Genomic DNA, 20,900 nt, shown 5'->3' on the forward strand with positions numbered 1-20,900 from the left:
CGGCCCGTTCCGCGTAGGGCAGCGGCTCCCATCGTCCGCGGCTGCCGATCCGCTACTCCCCTTGCTCGAGATCGATAGGCGCCTTCGGAGATTGGAGGCCAGTGTAGAAGACAATCATGAACGCGAATGCCAGATCCACTAGGAAGAACCCGTTGTCCACCATCCCGTGAGCGAGGGTATCTGCCATCGCCCCCGCTGCCCCCCAGCGCCAGGGATCCCGGGAAACCTCTGAGCGGCGGATTCCCTGCCAGAACAGGACCTGCCAGGCCAGCCCGGCGATCAGCCCCAGCAGGCCGGTGCGGGCCCAGAAGTCCAGGAAGATGTTGTGCGGGTGGGAGAGATTCGGCTCCTGCCACGCATCCGGCCGGATGTAGCGGCTGCGATACCAGTAAAGGAAGTTGTCTGGGCCGACTCCAAAGAGGGGATGTTCCCGGATCAGATCCAGGGTGCTGGCCCACAGGCGGAGTCGGAAGAAGACAGTGCTGCCCGGGGTGGATGCGCGCCGGGTCAGCGCTTCCCCCACGCGTGGCCCAAGAAGCCCTCCCAGCCCCATCGCCGCGCTGAGGGCGAGAATCCCAAGCCCCCACCGGGCCCTTCGCGACAGCCTTCCCCACCGATCGCGCAGCCACAACCCGCCCATCGTGATCAGCACCGCCGGGATCCCCAGGAACGCGGCCCCTTCCGAACATGTTCCCATGCTGGCGATCCCTACAAGCAGGAGGCCCAGCCCAGCAAACAGCCGCCCTCGTGGGGAGCGCCCGGCCAGCGTCAGGGCCAGGAGAAACGGGAAGACCCTTCCCAGGTAGAGCGCCAAGTTGTTAGGCGAGCCGAAGGGCCCTCGCATACAGCGCGCGCCGGCCTCCCCCGTGATCCATCCCATCCCTGTGATTCCCTGCATCAGCCCGACGCCAGCCGCTCCGATCCCGCCCAGCAGGAAGGCTTGCAATACTCCTTCCCACTCCGCACGCGGGGGCCGCATCGCCCGGGCCATGGCGTAGAACAGAAGAGGCTCCAGGATCACCATGCGCCACTCCCGCCACGCCACCCGCTGGAAGGCGGCCAGGGCGGTGCTGAGGGTTGCCGCTCCGAAAAAGACCAGCATCCAGCGATCCGCCGGCTCCCACGCCCAGGCGATCCGTCGCCCCCTCCCCACGCGGATCCCTAAATGGAGCAACCCGGCCACAGCGGTGAGCAGGAGCATCAGCTCGTTCATTGGGAAAGCTTTCTGGAAGAAGGGCTTCGGATACAGATAGAAAGGGGCCCAGAAAGCGATGAGCGCCAGGCCGAGGGAGGGCCGCCGGACCAGCACCACCAGCAGCAGCAGGGCGGCCAGGGCCGTGAGGGCCACCCGGGGAGCCAGATAGAAGAGCCCGCTCAGGATCAGGCCCAGGCCCAGCCATCGCAGCTCGCCCCCACGCTGGAGCCCCCATGGCTCCCAGGAGATCCACCACATCCCAGCGTAGACCAGCCCGGAGAGTCCCCAGGCGCCCCACAGCCCCAACCGATGGGCCATGGACCCCGCGAACTTCCGGATTGAGCGGACAGCGGACCGACGGGACTGGATCGTTCCGGCGATCACTAGCCATCCTCCCATGCCGATCCCGAGCAGGCTCAAGCCCAGGGCCAGGCGATACCGGAAGAGATCCGGCTGCACCCCGGCCACGCTCCAGCCCACCAGGGCCCATTGCCCCCAGCCCCGCTCCGCTTCCACCCGCACAGTATGCGGCCCATAGGGCAGGCCCTCCGCCACCGGGATGGTGACCACTTCCGGGGTTGCGTAATCCGGGGAGGTCAGGATCAGGTAGGCGCCGCGCGCATCTCGGGGAAGTCGGTTCGCCGGCTGCCCATCCACCCATACGTAGAGATGGGCGCGATACCCACCCCGTCGGACCCTTAGGGCGAGCCCGGTGCCCTCGAAAACAAAGCTCAAGCGGTCTCCCTCCTCGCGCCCGATATCCGCGCCCAGCGCCGAGAAACGCCATGCGCCCTCGTAGGTTGCCCCCGGCGGCGGGCCATAGGCGCGGCCCTCGTTTCCCTCCTGGGGAACCGAGGCGGGATAGTAACCCGGGGTGAAGGGCGCCGATGACACGGCGGTGCGCAACGCCTCCGCAGCCGGGCGCAGCCGACCGGAGGGATCCACCAGCGCAAATCCCCAACGCGGATCATCGGGCGACGTCTCCGGCCGCCACGTTTCCAGAAACATCGTCCCCATCCAAGGCCATTCCCGGCGGACCCGCGCGATGGCCTCCTGGATGTAGCGGGCCTGCGTGGCCTCATCCACCTGCCCCCAGATCGAGGGACGGCCGCTCCATCCGGGGGGCAGGGCGTTCCATCCCCAGTGGCTGGCCCAGATCGGTTTCCCCTCATCCCCGTAGCGGATCATCACCTCGCGCAGCAAGATGGCCCGGGAGAAGTTCAACACCTCCGGGTCTACCCGTCGATCGTCGGGCCCGGTGTCGAAGCCATAAGGCTTGGCGGCGACAATATCAAAGAATTCCCGGGCGCCCAGCTGATAGAGCCGCTCCAGGAATAACCAGTCCGCCAGGTTCCCCGGGCCGCGCTCCACGGTGGGGGCTAGACCGGCCAGCACGATCCATGCATCCGGATCCGCCGTGCGGATCGCGACGGCCGCCTGTTGGAGCAGGGCCGCGTAAGCCGAGGGATCCGGGGGCTCACCACCCCATCCGATGGTGAGGTTAGGCTCATCCCAGATCTGGTAAAAACGTACCCATCGCCCGTAGCGCGCTGCGAAAGCGCCCGCAAACCGGGCGAAGTCGGCGGGATCCAGCGGCGGGGCCATCGGCCCCCTTCGCCGGGCTGCCCATTCAGGGCTATCCCCTAGAACAGCTACCAGCTCCAGACCAGCCGCCCGGACCTCGGCCATCACTCGATCTGCCTCTGTCCAGTCCCAGCGGTCTCTCTCGGGCTGGATCGCCGGCCAGGGGAAGAAAACGCGGATTCGCGGGATGCCCAAGGCCCGGATCTGCTCCAGATCTCGCCTCCGCTCTTCGGGCCTCCTTCCGAACAGCGGGACATTCAAGCCCACCCGCGGCTCGCCGGACCATGGGATGGGGGGAGGGAAGCCAGCGATCGTCCCCTGCCAGCGGGCGCGCAACACCTGCCCAGTTACCCCCAGCCCGAGCAGCCCGAGGCTGATCAGCAGCAGACCCAACCCGATCCGAAACCAACCTCGCCATCGATCCTGGAGAACCACCATAGGCCTTGCTTCCCTGAGCCGAAACTTCACGAAATGGGCTCTCCGAAGTGGCTACTGGAGGTTCCAAGGAGGCGCGGAAACATGGAGCATCCTGGACCCATCACGCCCGGAGGAGGTTCCGCACCACGAACCAGACATTCGCGGGGCGTTCTCCCAGGCGCCGCATGAAATAGGGATACCACTCCGTCCCGTAGGGCACATATACCCGGACGGTGTATCCTTGGCGTGCCAGGGAGAGCTGGAGATCGCGGCGGATCCCATAGAGCATCTGGAACTCGAAGGCATCACGGGGGACTTCCCACTCCGCGATCCGGCGCAGCGCGTGCTGGATGATCCGCTCATCATGGGTGGCGATCGCCACGTAAGCGCCTCGCCGCCGCGCCTCCGCGGAGAGCAATCGCTCCATCAGTCGCACATAGCTCGCATCCACATCCCGTTTGCGGGGGTAGGCGATGTGCGGCGGCTCCTGATAGGCCCCCTTGCACAAACGAATCCGGGCAATCCCCTCTTCGATCAGGCGCTCCACGTCCTCCCTGCTTCGATACAGGTAGGCCTGGATCGCAACCCGGGTGTTGGGATACTGCGGGGCGAGCCGCCGATACAGCCTCAGGGTGCGCTCCGTGTAAACGCTGCTCTCCATATCGATCTCCACCACGGTCCCGACCTGGGCCGCCCGCTCGATCACCCGCCGCAGGTTCCCCTCGCAGATCTCCTCCCCAATATCCAGGCCCAGGTGGGTCAGCTTCACCGCGAGATGGGGCCGCATCCCCAGTGCGGCCAGGTGGTCCAGGGCGAGCCAGTAATCCTCAGTGGCCCGCATCGCATCGGCAGCGGATTCCACGTTTTCCCCCAGATGGTCCAGGATCCCCCCGATCCCCATGGCCTCCAGCTCACGGATGGCTCGCAGGCCGTCCTCCAGCCTCTCGCCGGCCACAAAGCGCGAGGCGGCCCGCCATACGAACCCCCAGCGCATGACCCGCTCCTTCATCATCCGGTTCCGGGAAAGCGAGACGAAGAGGGCGCGCCACATAGAAACCCCCTGATGTCGAGGATGAGGCCTGGGCCACGTGGCTCACCGCCGGAAATAGGCTTCCAGGACCTCCCGGGCCACTGGCGCTGCGTTCTGAGAACCCTCCCCTCCATTCCAGATGAAAACCAGGATGGCGATCTCCGGCGCCTCTGCGGGCGCGAAGGCCACAAACCAGGCATGGCTGGGCAGCCGCCGTCCAGCGCACAGCCCCAGGCGAAGGGCTAGATCATCACAGAACTCCGCCGTGCCGGTCTTGCCGGCGATTCGGACCCCTGGGATCTGGGCCCGGACAGCGGTCCCCCGCTCCACGGCGGCCACCATTCCATCCCGAACCACCGCCAGATGCTCCGGCGCAATGGGGAGTCGCCCCATGACCTCCGGCTGGAAGACCTTCAGGAGATTGCCGTCCGGGCCGGCGATCTCACGAACCAGGGTGGGCCGGTAAAGGGTTCCCCCATTGGCGATGGCACTGATGGCGTTGAGGAGTTGTATGGGCGTCACCAGCAGGTACCCCTGCCCGATCCCCAGGTTGTAGGTATCGCCAGTGGACCAGGTCTCCCCGAAGGTTTTCCGCTTCCACTCCGGATCTGGCACCTGCCCGGCTGCCTCCCCGGGCAACTCGATCCCGGTCGGGCGCCCCAGGCCGAAGGCATGCATATAGCGCACCAGGCGCTCGATCCCCAGCCCCTCGAACGCGGGCTCCCCCGCCCCATCATATCCCCCGGCGACCTTGTAGAAGAACACATTGCAAGAGTTGGCCAGGGCATCCACCACGTCCTGCCAGCCGTGGCCGGAGCGCAGCCAGCAGAAGAAATGCTGGGCCAGCCCCGGATCGTTGGGGAAGTACCGGTTGGGGATCACGATCTCTCCCGGATCGAACAGCCGGGTTCGGGGTGTAATCACCCCTTCCTGGAGCGCGGCAGCGGCCACAATGGGCTTGAAGGAGGAGCCCGGCGCAAATTGAGAGGCGATCGCATGGTTGAGCAGTGGGGCAAAGGGATCCTCCACTAAGCGGTTATATGTCTGAGGGAGATCAGGGCTGACGAACCCGTTGTTATCGTAATCTGGAAGGCTGACCATGGCCAGGATCTCCCCGGTCGTCGGCCGCATCGCGAGGACCACCCCCCGCCGCGTGATCTCCCGGCCGGCGATGCGGTTCAGCTCTTCCAGTTTGGCCTGCAGAGCCGCCCGTGCGGCTGCCTGCAACTCCAGATCCAGTGTAAGCGTGATCCGTGCCCCCGCCTGGGGAGGGATCTCCGCCAGCACCCGCACCGGTCGCCCCCGTGCATCTTCCTCCACATAACGAGCCCCTTTGGTCCCTCGCAGCCACGGCTCCAGAGCATATTCCAGGCCACTGAGACCCACCCGATCCACCGCCGGATCATAGCCCTGGGCCTGATAATGAGCGGCCTGCTCCGCGGGGATATGCCCCACGAAGCCCACCACATGGGCCGTCAACGGGCCCGTCGGATAGCGCCGTTGCAAAACAAGCTCCACCTGAACGCCAGGGAGACGGCTGCTTTCTTCCATCAGACGGAAGGCGATCTCCCGATCCACCGGCTCCTTCAGGACCAGCGGCCGGAAGGGGGCCTCCCGGGCGGCGGCCTGGATCCGCTCCCGGATCCCTGGGCCGCCCGGCCCCTGCACCGAGGCCCCCCCGCTTTCCACAGGTATGCCCAGCCATCGACTGAGCTGCTGGAAGATCGCCTCCCGCCAGGCGGGATCCTCCGGCAGATCTCCCGGGGTTACCAGGACCCGGAAGGCGGGGTCGTTCTGAACCAATGGGCGGCCCTGGCGGTCCAAGAGAAGCCCCCGGGGGGCCTCCAGTGGGATCACCCGTAGGCGATTCCGCTCCCCCAGAGCCTGATAACCAGGTCCTTCCACGATCTGGAGCCAGTAGAGGCGATAGCCTAGACCGGCAAACCCGAGGGCGATGACCAGCGCCCAGAGGATCAAGCGAAAACGAGGAGAAGGAGGTGGCGGTGGAGGGGAACGGAACACCGCCACACTATCCATGGCTTCCGCCTCACAAGGTGGGTAAGGTTCCGGCATTGCGGGTTCCCGTTAACCCCTCAAGGTTGAAAAACGGCTCAAAGCCTCCCCCTACGCTATGGACCGCCCCATCGTGTGCAGGGGAAGGGGGATGGGGTTCCCTTCCCCATCGCCTTGTGGCCGTTTCCTCATCGGTGTAACACGGGACGTTCCGGGCGTAGGGGAAGCGCTCGGAAGAGCGGGTAAAGCAGCAGCATCCCGATCGTATTCCAGAGCGCCTCCGGCAGCATGATCTGTCGGAACGCTGCGTTCCAGTCCATCGGATATTGTAAGGCCATCAGGAGGAATCCTCGAACCCCCTCCATTAGGAAGGTACCCGCGGCGGCCACCAGCGCCGGCATGATCAACCGCCCTCGGAAAACCGGTCGGCTGAGCCCATAGGCGAGCGGAACCACCGCCATCAGCGCCAGGGCGCTGAGGCCCAACGGCCCCCCGGAAAAGAGGTCCAGCCACAGCCCCCCAGCCAGCGCCCATCCCCATCCTTCCTCTAGGGGTGCGAGAAAGGCCGCCGTGGCGACCATCAGGAACACCAAGTTCGGTCGCCCGGGATACGGGATCCCCATCGGGATCCAGGTGGCCTGAAGCAAAGCCGCTAACCCCAGAACGCCGAGCGTCCGCATCCACTTCCTGCGCATCCTGGGCTTCCTTTCCTCCTTTTCCCCATAGAGAAAAGCAATTCCCCGAGGTCAGCCCTCTCCCTCAAGGCAGAGCTTCCATCCCAGGGAAGCTGGTGATCACCAGCACATAGCTCAATCGCCGGGGATCGACGGCGGGCTGGATGCGGGCGCGCTGGAAGGGCTCGCGGCCCTGCAGCACTTCGGCCACCTGGCCGATGACCAGCGCCCGGGGGATCTCGCCGCCCACCCCAGAGGTCAGCACCACATCCCCCGGAAGGATCTGCTCATCGGGTCGCACGAAATCCAGTACCAAGCTTCCGTCCGGCTGGCCTATGACGATTCCGGTTGCCCGGGTGGTCTGCAAGAGGGCCCCTACCTGACTTCCGCCGTCGTTCAGCAGGCGCACCCGAGATCGATTGAGGCTTGCAGAAGTGATCCGGCCGACCAGGGCTGAACCCTGAGTGATCACGGCCATCCCTTCTCGAACCCCCTGGCGGGTCCCCACATCCAGAAGGAGAAACCGAAGATAGGGATCCGTCTCGTAACCGATCACCGTGGCGGTCACGAAGGTGGTTTGGCGGTTTGCCTGAATGATCCCCAGCAGCGCTTTCAATTCCGCGTTCTCAGCGGCCAGCTCCCGCAGGCGCAGGTTCTCTGTCTGCAGATCCTCCACCTGGGCTCGCAAGCGTGTCACTTCCTCCCGGAGATCATGGATCTCCCGGAGGAATCCCACAGCGCCCATGGCGTCCCGCCCCAAATCCGCGATGAGACGCTGCAGGGGGGTCAGAGGAATCGTCAGGAGGGACTCCACCGGTTGAAGCCATCCCAGACCGTGGAGGAACAGGAGCACCATCGCCAGGCCCACCCACCACCCAGCCGTCCACGGACGTCGATCTCCTGGAGGCAAGGCCCATCCTCCTCCGCGCCCCGAGTTGCGGTCCCTTAGCGGGCGATCGGCTGGCCGATGCGCACCGGCGATCGGGGCGGCCGGCCGCGATCCAGCGAGCTCAGCACCCGATGCCAGGTGTCCAGGTCCTCCAGGATCTTCGCGGCTCCCAGGGCGACCGCCGTGACCGGATCCGGGGGCACCCAGCATCGGATCCGGGTCTCCTCCGTCAGGCGCTGGGCCAGGCCTTTGAGCTGGGCCCCGCCGCCAACCAGCGCAATACCGATCTCCATGATATCGGCGACCAGCTCCGGTGGCGTCTCATCCAGGACCGATTTCACGGTGTCCACGATGATGCCCACCGCCTCCCGCAGCGCTTCGCGGATCTCAATGCTGGAAACCTCGATGGCATCCGGCAACCCGGTGATCAGGTTCCGACCCCGGACCACCATGGTTCGCTCCTCGGGCAGGGGATAGGCGGACCCGATCTCTATCTTCACCCGCTCGGCCATCCGCTCGCCGATGAGCAGATTGTAGCGCTGACGCAGGTAGTGAATAATCGCCTCATCCATCTCGTCCCCAGCCACCCGGACGGAGCGTCCGACGACGATCCCGCCGAGGGCGAAGACCGCCACCTCAGTGGTTCCGCCCCCGATATCGACCACCATGCTCCCCCGTGCCTCGGCGACGGGGAGGCCGATTCCGATCGCCGCCGCCAAGGGTTCCTCGATCAAGAAGGCGGCCCGGGCGCCGGCAGCGAGGCATGCATCATGCACGGCGCGGCGCTCGACTTCCGTCACCCCGCTGGGGATTCCCACCACCACCCGCGGGCGGGGGATCGGAACCGGGACCTGCTGGTGGGCTTTGCGGATGAACTCGCCGATCATCTCCCGGGTCACTTCGAACTCCGAGATCACACCGTCCCGCAATGGGCGAATGGCCACAATGTGCGCAGGGGTTCGGCCGACCATCTCCTTGGCTGCTTCCCCCACCGCCAGCACCTGCCGGGAGCGCCGGTCAATGGCTACCCAGGAGGGCTCATGGATCACAATCCCTTTTCCCCGAACGCACACCAGAGTGGTTGCCGTTCCCAGGTCGATCCCGATATCCAAGGAGAGCAATCCAAACAACGCGTCGATCGGATTCCACACCGGTTCTTCGCTCCAGAGCCAGGATGATACCCTTTGCCATTGGATGCCCCACAGGAAAGCTCATCCCAGGAAATGACCGGGGGCCACGCCACCGTTTTCAGGGAGTCCGGGCTGGATTATACGGGGGGCCTGGCCGTTCAGCAACCGCTCTCCCCGGGCTTCTCCGTCTGGGCTCCATGGGGTCAGACGACCTCTTCTCCTTCGTCAGCGGGGGCGACCTCGAGAAAGCCCAGCTGATGGAGGATCTCCCGCTGAACGGCCCACATCCGGCGCCGCTCTGGTTCGTCCTCGTGATCATAACCTAATAGGTGCAGAACCCCATGCACTGTCAGCAATGCGAGTTCCCCGTCCAGTGGGTGGCCTTCCCGCTGGGCCTGACGAACCGCATATGGGAAAGCGATCACCACATCGCCCAGATATCGGATGCCGGGGGGGATTTCCACCGGGGTGGGGAAGGACAGCACATCCGTGGGCGCGTCGATCCCTCGATAGGTCCAGTTCAGCTGGCGGATGGTTTCCTCATCCACCAGCGCCACCGTCAGCGTGGCGCGGTTTTCCAGGCCGTGGCGCTGAAGGACCGCGCGGGCAGCCCGCCGTAGTCCGGCAATACGCCCGGGCGCATGATATGCCCGGGGCGCCCGGATTTCAATTCGAATCACCGGAGCCCTCGGGAATTCGGGTTTGCGGAGCGGACGGCGCAGCCCCTTGCTTCCCATCCCTCCGTCTCCTTCAACGCTTCAATGAGAGGAAGTCTCCGGATACATCAGGCGGGGATGGAACATTCCCTGGAAGACCTGCAGAAACCCCTCGCGGATTCCCTGAAGATCCTGCATGGTCAGCGGCGCTTCATCCAATTGGCCCGATTGAATGCGTTCCTGGAACACTCGCTCCAGGATCTGGGCCAGCTCCCGGGGGTCCTTCGGCCGTGCCGCCCGAATCGCGGCCTCGCAGCCATCGGCGAGCATTACAATAGCCGTTTCCTTGCTCCGGGGCCGTGGCCCTCGGTAGCAGAAGGCCGCTCGATCGACTTTCTCCGGATCCCCGGCTTCCTGAACAGCGCGATGATAAGGAATCGTCACACACAGCGTCCCATGGTGCTCCTGGATGAAAGCCCGGACCCGGCGGGGCAGGCGGTGGCGTCGGGCCAGGGCCAGGCCGTCTTCTACATGGCGCAGGATCGCCTGCGCGCTGGCATAGGGATCCATCTGCTCGTGAGGGTTATCTCCGTTCGTCTGATTCTCCACGAACAAATAGGGACGCACCATTTTCCCGATGTCGTGATACAGGGCTCCCACCCGAGCCAGAAGGGGATCCGCGCCGATCCGTAGGGCTGCCTGTTCCGCCAGGTTGGCGACCATCAGGGTATGGTGATAGGTTCCCGGAGCTCGCAGCATCAGCTGCTGCAGGAGAGGATGGGTCGGGCGGGCCAGTTCCAACAGGTGAAGGGGCGTGGTGACATCGAAGAGGGTGCCCAGCATGATGAACCCGATCAGGGTGATCGTCACCGACAGGGCCCCCGCCAGCAATCCCATTCCCCCGGTGATCAGCATGCCCAGCAGGGAAAGCGATCCGCTCTCTACGGTGGCAGCGATGCCGATCAGTCCGGTGACTGTGCCGGCGCCCCATCCGGCCGCCAACAGGGTCTGAAAGCGCTCCAGCCGGTGGAGCATCAGGATGGTCAACCAATTGGCCAGGAGGGAAGCGGCGAAGAAGGCGGGCGTTCGGTCAGCGATCCATCCGAACCACAGCGACCAGATCGCGCTGAGCAGCAGCGCCGGCACTGTGCCCAGGCCGGCGGCCATCAGCATGCCCAGCGCAGCGGTGGGGAAAGCCCAGATCCATTCCGGCGCGAAAACGGTGACCAAGCGCGCGCTCAGCGTGAAGAGCGAAAAGAGCCCCAGCAGGGCCAGCATGCGTCGCGGGCGCTCCTGAACCTCTGGGACCAGACGATGGAGGACTATCAGGAGCCCGATCACCCCGAGCCCTGCGATGGTGCCCCGGGCGATGGGAAGATGCCTGGGGGTCGCCGGGGCGATCAGACCGTATTGCTGAAGGGCCTCCAGTGTCAGTGCGTCCAGGATATCCCCCTGGCGGATGATGGCCTCGCCGGCGCGGATGTGCCGGATCTGGAGCGGCACAGCCTCCCGGGCCCGCCGGCGGGCAGCCTCCGTCGCCTCCGCATCCAGCACGCTGTTTGGGACGATCAAAGGGGTCACCAGGCGGACCACCAGGCTGGCCTCCTCCTCGGTTAGGCGAGCGGTGACCTGACGGGGGAGCTCCCGGAGCATGGCGGAGATTTCATCCTCTCGAATGGGTTCCCGCATGATTTGATCCAGCAGCCTCAGGGCCTCGCTGGTGATCAGCTCCCATCGGGAGGAATCCGCGGTTAGCAAACGAAGGCGCTGTGCCGGGGAGAGGCTGTGCTCTCGGACCATCGGCTCCAGTCGGCGGGCCTTTTCCTCCAGCGGAAGGGTTTCCTCCCGAAGCTGCCCGATCGCCTCCAAGATCTGGCGGAGCTTCTCCACCTGCTGCCGGGCGATGCGAGAATCCGGGCTGGTGTAGATGGGGGCGACCTGGGCCGCCGCTGCCTCGCGAGCCCGCTCGGTCAGGATGGCGCTGGGATAGTGGAGTTCATAGGGCGCGAAGATCGTCTGTGGGGCGGCCTGTCCGATCTGCCATGCCTGGCTAGCCCCATCGTCGATCGGCCAGGCCACCAGAACGATTATCAGTATCCCCAGGGTCAGTGACCAGCTGACCCAGCCGATCGTCCACAGGACCCGACGCCATGGGATGGTCCGGATGACGTGAAACCGTGTGGGATGGATGGGCGTGTTGGAAAGGTGCCCCTCGGCCTGAAGCGGGATCACCCTCCTGGCATTTCCGGTGGGGGGGTCGATGGTCTCGCTCATTCCCGATCCTCCACCCAGAGCAGCACGGAGCGCTCTTGGCTTTCCCAGCGCCAGCGGGTGCCAGGGGGGAGAACGGCTAGCTCGCCGGGGCCCAGGATCCCGCGGGCGGGCTCCGGCCACTCCGGCCGGTGGGCCTCCATGGCGATTTCCCCCCGCAGCAGCAGCACGAACGTCGGCCCCTGAGTTTCCCACTCCGGGGAGGATCCGCTCCCTCGGATCCCCTGGTAGCGGATGGCATCAGCTTCCAGCAGCAGAGCGGGCGTGAAATCCGGATAGGCTCGGAGGTGATCATGAATGCGAATGGGACTCAGAGAGCCTGCTGCGGGTTCACTGATCCGAAAGTCACCGTTCCGGCGCTGGGGCATCACATCCTTTCGAAACAATAATACCAGGGAGGGCACCCGCGATCCGGAGCGATGAGCCATCCCCCGGGGGATCCAGATCAGCTCATCAGGCTTCAGGGTCGCCTCCTGGCGATCCGCCCAGAAAGTGACCAGCCCCTCGTAGACCAGAAACACCTCATCGAACTCCGGATGGCGATGCCAGGTGACCTCGCCAAAGGAGCGATAGACGTAAACGTGAACTGCTCCAAACCGGGCGATCGGGTAAACCTGAAATGGTTGCGCCAGATTCTCACGGATTTCCGGGATCGAGGCCCGAAAGATCATTCTTGTCTGCTCCGCTTGCCAGAAGTGTGTTAGGGCACATCTCTGTCGGCTCTACATGGACAATGATATGTTGAAGCTGAGGATAGCGTTGTCGCAGTTCCTGCTCCACAGCCTCCGCTTGTCGATGGGCTTCCTCCAGGGGCGTCTGACCGGCTACTTGGCAGATCAGCGCCGCATCGTAGCCCGCTTCGTGGGGATAGAGGCGGACCTCCTGGCATGATCCGGGGCCGAAGATCCGCTCGACCGCCTCCCGGGCGGCGATCGCCAGGTCCTCCGGGGCCTCCCGGCCGGCCGCCCGTGGCCCATGGGCTCGGGGCTCCATGTGAGTGGTCACCGTGAGGATCTGCGGGAAATGTTCCCGGACCCTTCGTTCCAGCTCCGTAACCCGGGCATGCGCCTCCTCTACGGATAGTGTTTCATCGACCTCCACGTGGAGGCCGATGTGATAGCCTTCCGGCGTCTGGACCCCGTGGAGCTCATGCACACCCAGCCCGAGCCTATCGGCCAGGTTTCGAACGCGGATGCTCATGGCTTCCCACTCCGAAGAAGGAGGCAGATGACCAGGCTCGATATGGACCACAGCATCCACCACGCCAGGGATCTCCGCTTTCAATCGCTCTTCAACTTCCGTGGCGATGGCGTGGGCCTGCTCGGTGCTCATGGCTGGATCCACCTTGAGGTGAAGATCCACGTAGGTCTCATCAGGCGTTCCCCGGCTGCGCACCCGGTGAATGGCGTGTACCCCGGGCACCGACAGGGCTACGCGTTCGACCTCGGCCGGATCCACGGCGGCACTATCGGTGAGCACCAGGGCGGTGGATCGAAGGATCCGCAGGCCAGCGGAGAGGATCACGGCCACCACACCCAGTGCCACCACCGGATCCAGCCATGGGAGCCCCAGGTGGGCGGCGGCCAGGCTGGCCAGGACGGATAGAGTGACGAAGATATCGGTGCGGGTGTGGAGGGCATCGGCCATTAGAATGTTGCTGTGCAACCGTTCCCCCTGGCGGGCCTCATAACGGGAGATCGCGAGATTCATCGGCAGGGTGAGCAGCATCAGCAGGAACAGCGGCCCGCTCGCCTTCGGTTGCCCGCCCAGGAGCAGCCGTTCGATCACCCCCCGGATGACCTCCAGGGAGGCCATCAGCAGGAAGATCCCCAGGATGAGGGCGGCGATGGCCTCATACTTGCGATGGCCGTAGGGATGGTTACGATCTGGCGGCCGGGAGGCAAGGGCGATTCCCACCAGCCCAATGACGTTGGCCGAGGCGTCCAGCCCACTATGGAATGCGTCGGCCAGCGCGCTCAGCGCTCCTGCCTTCAGGCCGACGAGGAGCTTGATCAGGGCCACGGCGAGATTGGCCCCTAGGACCATCCATAGCACTCGCTGTACCTGGCGCTGATACATCCCCTGTTTCCCTTTGGGTGAGGGAGCTATGAGTCTCCGGCGTGCCCATCCCGTGGGCGATCATTCCTGCGGGCAGGTTTTGCGGGACGATACGTAGGGCGAGATAGCCTGCCCCGCTCTCGCCTCCTCGGGGATTTAGGGACCGGGCTGGCATGGAGTCTCTGGGTCAGGATCCGGAGGCAGGTCGATGCATGTTGCCCAGGAAGACCTGAAGCGTGTCCACAGGCACCGGGAAGATGATCGTAGAATTCTTCTCCATCGAGATCTCGGTCAGCGTTTGCAAGTAGCGCAGCTGAAGGGCGGCGGGTTCGGAGGCGATCATGCGGGCGGCCTCCACCAGGGTCTTCGCCGCTTGGTATTCGCCCTCCGCATGGATGATTTTGGCCCGCTTCTCCCGCTCTGCCTCCGCTTGTCGGGCCATCGCCCGTTGCATTCCCTGCGGCAGCTCCACGTCCTTCACCTCCACCATCGCCACCTTGATCCCCCACGAGTCTGTGGCTTCATCCAGGATCTGTCGCAGGTGCGCATTGACCTTGTCCCGATGGGCGAGCAGTTCGTCCAGCTCCGATTGGCCCAGAACGCTGCGGAGGGTGGTCTGGGCCAGATTCCATGTTGCCGCTTTGAAGTCCTCCACCTGCGTGATGGCCTTGGCCGGATCGATCACCCGGTAGAAGACAACGGCGTTCACCTTCACTGTGACGTTATCTCGCGTGATGGCCTCCTGGGGGGGCACATCAAAGGTCATCAGCCGCAGGTTGACTCGGATCACCCGATCGATCATCGGGATGATAAGGAAAAGGCCGGGGCCCTTAGTGGCGTGATATCGGCCCAGCCGTAATACCACACCCCGCTCCCACTCCGGCAGGATCCGGATGGCCGACGAAAGCAGGACCAGGATGGCTACAACAACAGGGACGCCCCACACGATCCATTCCATCGGAGCATTCTCCTTTCGCCTCAGCAGGTAAAGGATTGATCCCCTATTCCGGCGGTGGTCCATCCATTGGTTTCCACTCTCATTGTAACCCAACTGGCCAGGGCGAACATGGGTAGGATCATCATGGCCGATGGCTCGGAGGATTCGCTCCACATGGTTTCCTTTTCCCTTTTAATTTAAACTAAGAGCGCTTTGGGCCGGGTTGTTTCCCAGCCTCTATGGCTCTGAACGTCCAATCCCTATTCTCCACGGTGGAGAGTCCATGATCGAGCTGGTGTGTAATCTGCATAGCCATACGCGCTTCTCGGATGGGGTTGGCTTTCATCGGGATGTCGTGGCTGCTGCGGTCCGGGCCGGCCTGGATGTGGTGGGGGTGACGGATCATAACGTGTGGGTTGGAGGAGTGCAGGGCTACTATGATCGGGTCCTGCTGCTGGTGGGCGAAGAGGTCCATGACCCATTCCGGCAGCCCCAGGCAAATCATGCCCTCATCCTGGGGGCCGGGCGGGAGATGGCTATGGAGGCGGCTTCTCCTCAGGCGCTCATCGATGCAGCCCGAGAGCAGGGAGCGCTGGTCTTCCTGGCTCATCCGGTGGAGTGTGTGCCGCGCTGGCTACAGGATTGGCTGGGGGAGCCGGCTCTCCCCTGGGTGGATCGAACGGTGGTGGGGTTTACAGGCCTGGAGATCTGGAACACGATGAGCGAGTTCAAGGCCCGTCTGAGGACTCCTCTCCACGCCTTGTATTATGCCTTCTTCCCTCAGCGTTTTCTCCGGGGTCCGTTCCCCGAGGCGATCCGCTGGTGGGAGCAGTTATGGCTCTCGGAGGTCCCGGCGGTGGCCATCGGCGGGGCGGATGCGCACGGGCATGCCTACACCCTGGGGCCGTGGCGGCGCGTGCTTTTCCCCTACGAATGGTTGTTCCGTGCAGTGAACACCCATATCCTGGTGGATCGTCCTCTCCATCGCCATCCCGAGGTGGACTGGTTGGTGATCCGCGATGCGTTGCAGGCAGGCCGTGTCTGGGTGGCCAATGATCTATTGGGGTCCTCGCGGGGTTTTCGATTTGAGGCCCGTAGCGGTCACCGGCGGGCGACCATGGGGGAAACCCTGCGTCGGGCGGGGGCTGTTCAATTCGAGGCTGTTGCCCCGGCTCCCGGGGAGTTCCGGCTGATCCGTTTTGGGAAGGGAGTGGTGGCTCGGGCCCGCGGGCGGGGACTGCGTCATCTCACGGAGGAACCGGGGATTTATCGGATTGAGGGGTATCGCGGGGGTCATCTCTGGATTCTGACCAATCCCATTCGGGTGATTTGAGGAAAGGACCGATGCGGGCGCTGGTGACGGGCGGGGCAGGTTTCATTGGTTCGCATCTGGTGGAGCGCTTGCTGGCGGAGGGATATTCGGTCACGGTTCTGGATGATCTCAGTGGCGGTCGATTGGAGAACCTGGATGGTGTGCGCGACCATCCGGGCCTCCGGGTGATTGTTGGGGATGTGCGGGATCGAGCTGTGCTCCAGGCGGCTCTGGAGAAGGTGGAGATTGTCTTCCATCTGGCGGCGGTGGTGGGAGTCCCCCGGGTGCTGGCAGATCCCCTGCGGGCGATCCGGGTCAACGTGGAGGGAACGGAGCGAGTTTTGGAGGCGTGTGCCGAGCGCGGGATTTCGGTTTGCATGGCTTCCTCCTCGGAGGTTTACGGGAAGGGGGTGCGCTGGCCGGCTGGGGAGGCGGATGACCTGCAACTGGGCCCGCCGACGGTTGCGCGCTGGGCGTATGCGGCGAGCAAGCTGCTGGATGAGCACCTGGCGATGGCCTGGGCACGTCGGGGCCTTCGGGTCAGTGTGGTTCGCTATTTTAACGTCTACGGCCCGCGGGCGGATCCCCATGGTTACGGCTATGTGATCGCTCGTTTGATGGATCAGGCCCTTCGGGGAGAGCCGTTGACGGTTTATGGAGATGGGCGGCAGACCCGTTCGTTCATTTACGTGGAGGATGCGGTGGAAGGAACGTTGCGGGCTGGGTGGTTGCCTGTCGCCTTCGGCCAGATTTTCAACATCGGGCATCCCGAGGAGATCTCCATCCTTGCGCTGGCCGAGAGGATCCGGTTGATTTCAGGCTCTCGGGCGCCGATCCGTTTTCTGCCCTTCTCTGAGGTCTATGGCCCGGACTTTGAGGAGGTTCCCCGTCGAGTTCCTGATGTCTCAAAGGCTCGTGTCTTGCTGGGTTTCGAGGCCCGTGTTACCCTGGACGATGGTCTTCAGCGAACCTGGGAATGGTGGCGGACATGCCGACGCGTTTGAGTGTCTGGTGCGATCGGGTTCTGGAAGCGGGGTGGCTGATGGCGGTGGTCATCGCCCCCATGTTTTTCAATATCTACACCAGTCGGGTCTTTGAGCCGGATAAGTTGACGCTGGTTCGCTCCCTGGCCCTTCTGATGGCGGCGGCCTGGCTGGTCAAGCTGGTGGAAGCCTGGGGTCGGCGGGTTCCCTTGGTGCAGGCTGTGGGGTTCTCCAGGCATGCTCCGCTGGTGATGCCGGCGCTGGCTTCGGCAGGGGTTTATCTCCTGGCCACCCTGTTTTCCATCACCCCCTATACCAGTTTCTTCGGCTCCTATCAGCGGTTGCAGGGAACGTATAGCTGGCTGGCTTATCTGGTGATCTTCTTCAGCCTGCTGTCCGGTTTGCGAACCCGGGTGCAGTTCGAGCGGCTGTCGACCGCGATGGTCCTGACTAGCCTTCCGGTGGCGATCTATGGGCTGATCCAGCGCTATCGGCTGGATCCCCTGCCATGGGGTGGCGATGTCACCAGTCGGGTGGCCTCCCATATGGGCAATGCGATCTTTGTGGCAGCCTATCTGATCATGGCCTTCATGCTGACCATGGGGCGTCTGGCGGAAGCCTTTCATTCCATTTTGACAACAGAGCCGCCGCGCAATAGCGATGTGGTTCGGGGAGCAGTTTACGTCTTCATCGCGGCGGTCCAGCTGGCTACGATCTATTTCAGTTTCAGTCGGGGGCCATGGCTGGGATTGATGGGAGGTCTGTTTCTGTTCGGAGTGCTATGGCTGGTGATCCGGCGCCATCGACGGGGCCTGTTCGCGGTGCTGGGGCTTTCAGCAGTCGGTTTAGTTCTTTTGGTTCTGCTAAATATCCCAGGTGGGCCATTGGAGTTCCTTCGGCAGTCTCCCTATATCGGCCGGCTGGGGCATATCTTTGAGACGGAGACCGGAACCGGGAAGGTTCGAGTGCTGATCTGGCAGGGTGCGCTCCGGCTGGTTCTCCCTCACGACCCAATTCAATTCCCGGATGGTCACCCTGATCCTTTCAATCTGATCCGGCCATTCATTGGCTATGGGCCGGAATCGATGTATGTGGCTTACAATCGATTTTATCCTCCTGAGCTGGCCCACTATGAGGCGCGCAATGCCTCTCCGGATCGTTCTCACAATGAGACGTTCGATGCCTTGGTGAATACGGGTTTGCTGGGATTCCTGGTTTATCAGTGGCTGTTCTTCGCTCTTTTCGCCTATGGGTTGCGCAGTCTGAATCTGATCCGTGGGCTGCGAGACTGGAATCTGCTGTTGGGTTTGTGGGTGGCTGGAGCACTTGGGGTCGGGCTGGCTTTCGCTCTCCGGTTCGGTCCGCATTTTCTGGGCGTGGCGGTTCCGGCCGGGACGGTTCTGGGTCTTCTGATCTATCTCGTTTTTGCGACTCTACGGGCTTCCGGCGAGCCGCCGATTGAACATCCCCATCGCTTTCTTCTGATCGCTCTCCTTGGGGGCATTCTTGCTCATTATATTGAGATCAACTTTGGGATTGCGATTGCCTCGACTCGGACATGGTTCTGGGCTTTTGCGGCGATGTTGGTTGTGCTGGGCGAGGGATGGCTTTCCGATCCGGTTCCGATGCGGGCAGGGGTAGCTCTGGCCGGTCTATCATCCCGCAGGGGGAAGGGTCGGGGCCGTCGGGAGGTTCGTGAGGCTCCAGCGTCGGTTCGCCCATGGTGGTCTTGGGTGGCGGCTTCGGGTTTGCTGATGGCGCTAATGCTCTCTTTGCTCTCTTATGAGTTTGTGACCAATCAGGGGCAGCGCCTGGATATGTGGTCTCTGATTGCGACCAGTTTGACCCGATTGCCGCTGCAGGGAAACCGGTTTTCGCCCTTCATCTTGCTGATGTTTGGGATGGTGGGGGGTCTGGGGGCTGTTCTGGTTCTGGCGGAGGGGGTTCGGCGGGATTGGGTTCCCGAGCGTATGGTTTTTCCGGCTCTGGGCCTGTATGTGGCGATTGCAGGGGGCGGGTGGCTGATTTATACGCTGGCTCATGCGGGGATTCTGGCGGGTCTGATTGCCCGTGTTCCCCAGACGGTGGACGATGTGCTGCGGCTGGCGGAGGGAGTGGCAGGATTGTTGGATTTTCTGGTTCTTTTCCTTTTTGTTTTGCTCGTGCTGCTGGTGGTTCTGATCTCCTGGGAAGGGCCGGTAGCGGAAGGGGAGGCAGGGCCGGGTCTGTTGGTGGCGCCGCCGGCTTTTCTGGCGGCTGCTCTATTGATTTGGAATGTGCATCTGGATCCGATCCGGGCGGATGCGGTTTATAAGCAGGGGGATCCATGGGACAGGCAGGGTCAGTGGGAGGTGGCCATTTTGCTGTATCGGCGGGCGATTGAGTATGCGCCCCGGGAGGACTTCTATTACCTATGGTTGGGTCGGGCTCTTCTGGAGAAGGCAGCTCAGGCGTCGGATTCCAGCCCGCGGCAACTGCTGGATGGGGTTTCATTTGAAGTGGCTTTTCGAAATCTCATCCTGGAGCGTCTGGTGGTCCTTCCCCGGGGAGATCTGCTGGAGATTACCCGGGCTGTGCTGGAGCAGGCGCGGTGGCTGAACCCACTGAATACGGATCATACGGCGAATCTGGCTCGGATGCACCGACGCTGGGCGGATCTGTTGCTGGACCCCCGTTATTGTCGGACGCGCATCGATCTCACGAAGATGTCCCCTGAGTTTGTGCGCCATGTGGATCTGGCGGGTCGCTATTATGAGGAGGCTGTCCGTTTGAGTCCTAATAATGCGGGACTGTGGAATGAATGGGCCAGTGTGGATCTTTATCAGCGCAATGATCTGGAATCGGCAGAGCGTAAGTTGCAACGCTCTCTGGAGCTGGATGATCAGTTCGATCAGACGTATCAGCTCTATGGGGATCTCCTGATGGTGCGTTCCGAGGAGGTGGCGGATTCGGTGGCGAAGCGAAGGGCTCTGGAGCAGGCGGAGGTTTTCTATCGCCGTCTGGTGGAGCTTCAACCGGCTCATGCCGTGGGATGGGCAGCCCTGGCTTATTTGCAGGATCAGTTGGGGCGATCGGAGGAGGCTCGGGTCTCGTGGGCGCGCCTTCAGGCGCTGATAGGCTCGCGCTCGGAGATCTGGCAGTCTGTGGGTGATTTCTTTCTGAGCCATGCCGATTGTGCGCTGGATCGGACTCAGGCTCTGGCCTTGTATCGGGAGGCGGCGGAGGCGTATGGCCAGGCGCTGGTGGCGAATCCGGGAGCGCTAACCGCCGCTTTACGTCGAGGCTATGCGTTGCGAGGTATGGGGGACTTCGAGGGGGCCGTGGCGACGTTCCGTCAAGCAATTCAGATGGTGGGTGAGAATCCGGATGTCTGGCTGTTTTATCGGGAGCTGGCGGTTACGCTGGCGATGATGGGGCAGAAGTCGGAAGCAGAAGCAGCGGCCGCGCAGGCCTGGCGTCGGGCGCCGTCCAGTGAGCAGCCGGGGCTTCAGGCGCTTTTCACTCAGCTAGGTCTTTCAGTCCATCCATAGCGCGGGGGTGGGATGTGGCAGCCAGCCAGGCTAGGGGTGCGAAGGCCAAATGAGCATAGGTCCGTCAGTTAATCGACAAAATGTCTCTATGCATGTCTATGCGAAGACAACCTTCGGAGCAGAGCTTCCCTTCCCGTACCGCTCCCTCGCGGAAAATAAAAAGGATACCCGAAAGCCATCCCGCCCTCCGCCCCATGGATTAAAGAACTCCCTCGAGAGCC

14 protein-coding genes are annotated in these 20,900 nt (G+C 63.6%); 3 read left to right on the forward strand and 11 right to left on the reverse strand.

The window, feature by feature from the left end; translation table 11 throughout:
- Positions 1 to 52: 52 nt before the first annotated feature.
- The 11 genes from ACFMO3_RS00715 to ACFMO3_RS00765 all read right to left on the reverse strand — a co-directional run bounded on the left by ACFMO3_RS00715 (position 53) and on the right by ACFMO3_RS00765 (position 14,875).
- Complete coding sequence (locus ACFMO3_RS00715; RefSeq protein WP_376788512.1) at positions 53 to 3,217, reverse strand: O-antigen ligase family protein; 3,165 nt, start codon at positions 3,215 to 3,217, stop codon at positions 53 to 55.
- Between the two features lie 100 nt (positions 3,218 to 3,317).
- Entirely contained in the window at positions 3,318 to 4,247 is a 930-nt protein-coding gene (locus ACFMO3_RS00720; RefSeq protein WP_376788513.1) for a proline dehydrogenase family protein, read from the reverse strand.
- Between the two features lie 42 nt (positions 4,248 to 4,289).
- Positions 4,290 to 6,263 carry a penicillin-binding protein 2 gene (gene mrdA, locus ACFMO3_RS00725; protein ID WP_376788514.1) on the reverse strand — a complete coding sequence of 658 codons (1,974 nt, stop codon included), beginning with the start codon at positions 6,261 to 6,263 and terminating at the stop codon, positions 4,290 to 4,292.
- 164 nt (positions 6,264 to 6,427) lie between these two features.
- Positions 6,428 to 6,934, reverse strand: a complete 507-nt coding sequence (gene mreD, locus ACFMO3_RS00730; RefSeq protein ID WP_376788515.1) for a rod shape-determining protein MreD — start codon at positions 6,932 to 6,934, stop codon at positions 6,428 to 6,430.
- 64 nt (positions 6,935 to 6,998) lie between these two features.
- Entirely contained in the window at positions 6,999 to 7,823 is an 825-nt protein-coding gene (gene mreC, locus ACFMO3_RS00735; RefSeq protein ID WP_376788516.1) for a rod shape-determining protein MreC, read from the reverse strand.
- Positions 7,824 to 7,858: 35 nt separating this feature from the next.
- Positions 7,859 to 8,953, reverse strand: coding sequence for a rod shape-determining protein (locus ACFMO3_RS00740; protein ID WP_376788517.1), 1,095 nt, complete (start codon positions 8,951 to 8,953; stop codon positions 7,859 to 7,861).
- Positions 8,954 to 9,135: 182 nt separating this feature from the next.
- Entirely contained in the window at positions 9,136 to 9,669 is a 534-nt protein-coding gene (ybeY, locus tag ACFMO3_RS00745; protein ID WP_376788518.1) for an rRNA maturation RNase YbeY, read from the reverse strand.
- A gap of 21 nt (positions 9,670 to 9,690) precedes the next feature.
- Positions 9,691 to 11,862 carry an HD family phosphohydrolase gene (locus ACFMO3_RS00750; protein ID WP_376788519.1) on the reverse strand — a complete coding sequence of 724 codons (2,172 nt, stop codon included), beginning with the start codon at positions 11,860 to 11,862 and terminating at the stop codon, positions 9,691 to 9,693.
- A complete protein-coding gene (locus ACFMO3_RS00755; protein ID WP_376788520.1) occupies positions 11,859 to 12,530 on the reverse strand; it encodes a cupin domain-containing protein in 672 nt (223 codons plus the stop codon). The genes ACFMO3_RS00750 and ACFMO3_RS00755 overlap by 4 nt, the downstream gene beginning before the upstream one ends.
- Positions 12,496 to 13,938: a cation diffusion facilitator family transporter gene (locus tag ACFMO3_RS00760; RefSeq protein ID WP_376788521.1), complete on the reverse strand. Its 1,443-nt coding sequence runs from the start codon at positions 13,936 to 13,938 to the stop codon at positions 12,496 to 12,498. Before ACFMO3_RS00760 ends, ACFMO3_RS00755 begins: the two co-directional genes overlap by 35 nt.
- A gap of 166 nt (positions 13,939 to 14,104) precedes the next feature.
- Positions 14,105 to 14,875 carry a slipin family protein gene (locus tag ACFMO3_RS00765; RefSeq protein WP_376788522.1) on the reverse strand — a complete coding sequence of 257 codons (771 nt, stop codon included), beginning with the start codon at positions 14,873 to 14,875 and terminating at the stop codon, positions 14,105 to 14,107.
- Between the two features lie 262 nt (positions 14,876 to 15,137).
- Between ACFMO3_RS00765 and ACFMO3_RS00770 the strand changes: the two genes are divergently transcribed.
- The 3 genes from ACFMO3_RS00770 to ACFMO3_RS00780 are packed head-to-tail and all read left to right on the forward strand — an operon-like array spanning position 15,138 to position 20,679.
- Positions 15,138 to 16,187: a PHP domain-containing protein gene (locus tag ACFMO3_RS00770; protein ID WP_376788523.1), complete on the forward strand. Its 1,050-nt coding sequence runs from the start codon at positions 15,138 to 15,140 to the stop codon at positions 16,185 to 16,187.
- Positions 16,188 to 16,198: 11 nt separating this feature from the next.
- Positions 16,199 to 17,170 carry an NAD-dependent epimerase/dehydratase family protein gene (locus tag ACFMO3_RS00775; protein ID WP_376788524.1) on the forward strand — a complete coding sequence of 324 codons (972 nt, stop codon included), beginning with the start codon at positions 16,199 to 16,201 and terminating at the stop codon, positions 17,168 to 17,170.
- Entirely contained in the window at positions 17,155 to 20,679 is a 3,525-nt protein-coding gene (locus ACFMO3_RS00780; RefSeq protein WP_376788525.1) for an O-antigen ligase family protein, read from the forward strand. Before ACFMO3_RS00775 ends, ACFMO3_RS00780 begins: the two co-directional genes overlap by 16 nt.
- The last annotated feature ends 221 nt before the right edge of the window (positions 20,680 to 20,900 follow it).

It is taken from the genome of Thermoflexus sp. (assembly GCF_042408815.1).
Classification (GTDB): domain Bacteria; phylum Chloroflexota; class Anaerolineae; order Thermoflexales; family Thermoflexaceae; genus Thermoflexus.

Coding starts and splice junctions, on each gene's coding strand:
- ACFMO3_RS00715 (WP_376788512.1), bottom strand. CDS start 3,217: ATGGTGGTTCTCCAGGATCGATGGCGAGGTTGGTTTCGGATCGGGTTG.
- ACFMO3_RS00720 (WP_376788513.1), bottom strand. CDS start 4,247: ATGTGGCGCGCCCTCTTCGTCTCGCTTTCCCGGAACCGGATGATGAAG.
- mrdA (WP_376788514.1), bottom strand. CDS start 6,263: ATGGATAGTGTGGCGGTGTTCCGTTCCCCTCCACCGCCACCTCCTTCT.
- mreD (WP_376788515.1), bottom strand. CDS start 6,934: ATGCGCAGGAAGTGGATGCGGACGCTCGGCGTTCTGGGGTTAGCGGCT.
- ybeY (WP_376788518.1), bottom strand. CDS start 9,669: ATGGGAAGCAAGGGGCTGCGCCGTCCGCTCCGCAAACCCGAATTCCCG.
- ACFMO3_RS00750 (WP_376788519.1), bottom strand. CDS start 11,862: ATGAGCGAGACCATCGACCCCCCCACCGGAAATGCCAGGAGGGTGATC.
- ACFMO3_RS00755 (WP_376788520.1), bottom strand. CDS start 12,530: ATGATCTTTCGGGCCTCGATCCCGGAAATCCGTGAGAATCTGGCGCAA.
- ACFMO3_RS00760 (WP_376788521.1), bottom strand. CDS start 13,938: ATGTATCAGCGCCAGGTACAGCGAGTGCTATGGATGGTCCTAGGGGCC.
- ACFMO3_RS00765 (WP_376788522.1), bottom strand. CDS start 14,875: ATGGAATGGATCGTGTGGGGCGTCCCTGTTGTTGTAGCCATCCTGGTC.
- ACFMO3_RS00770 (WP_376788523.1), top strand. CDS start 15,138: ATGATCGAGCTGGTGTGTAATCTGCATAGCCATACGCGCTTCTCGGAT.
- ACFMO3_RS00775 (WP_376788524.1), top strand. CDS start 16,199: ATGCGGGCGCTGGTGACGGGCGGGGCAGGTTTCATTGGTTCGCATCTG.
- ACFMO3_RS00780 (WP_376788525.1), top strand. CDS start 17,155: ATGCCGACGCGTTTGAGTGTCTGGTGCGATCGGGTTCTGGAAGCGGGG.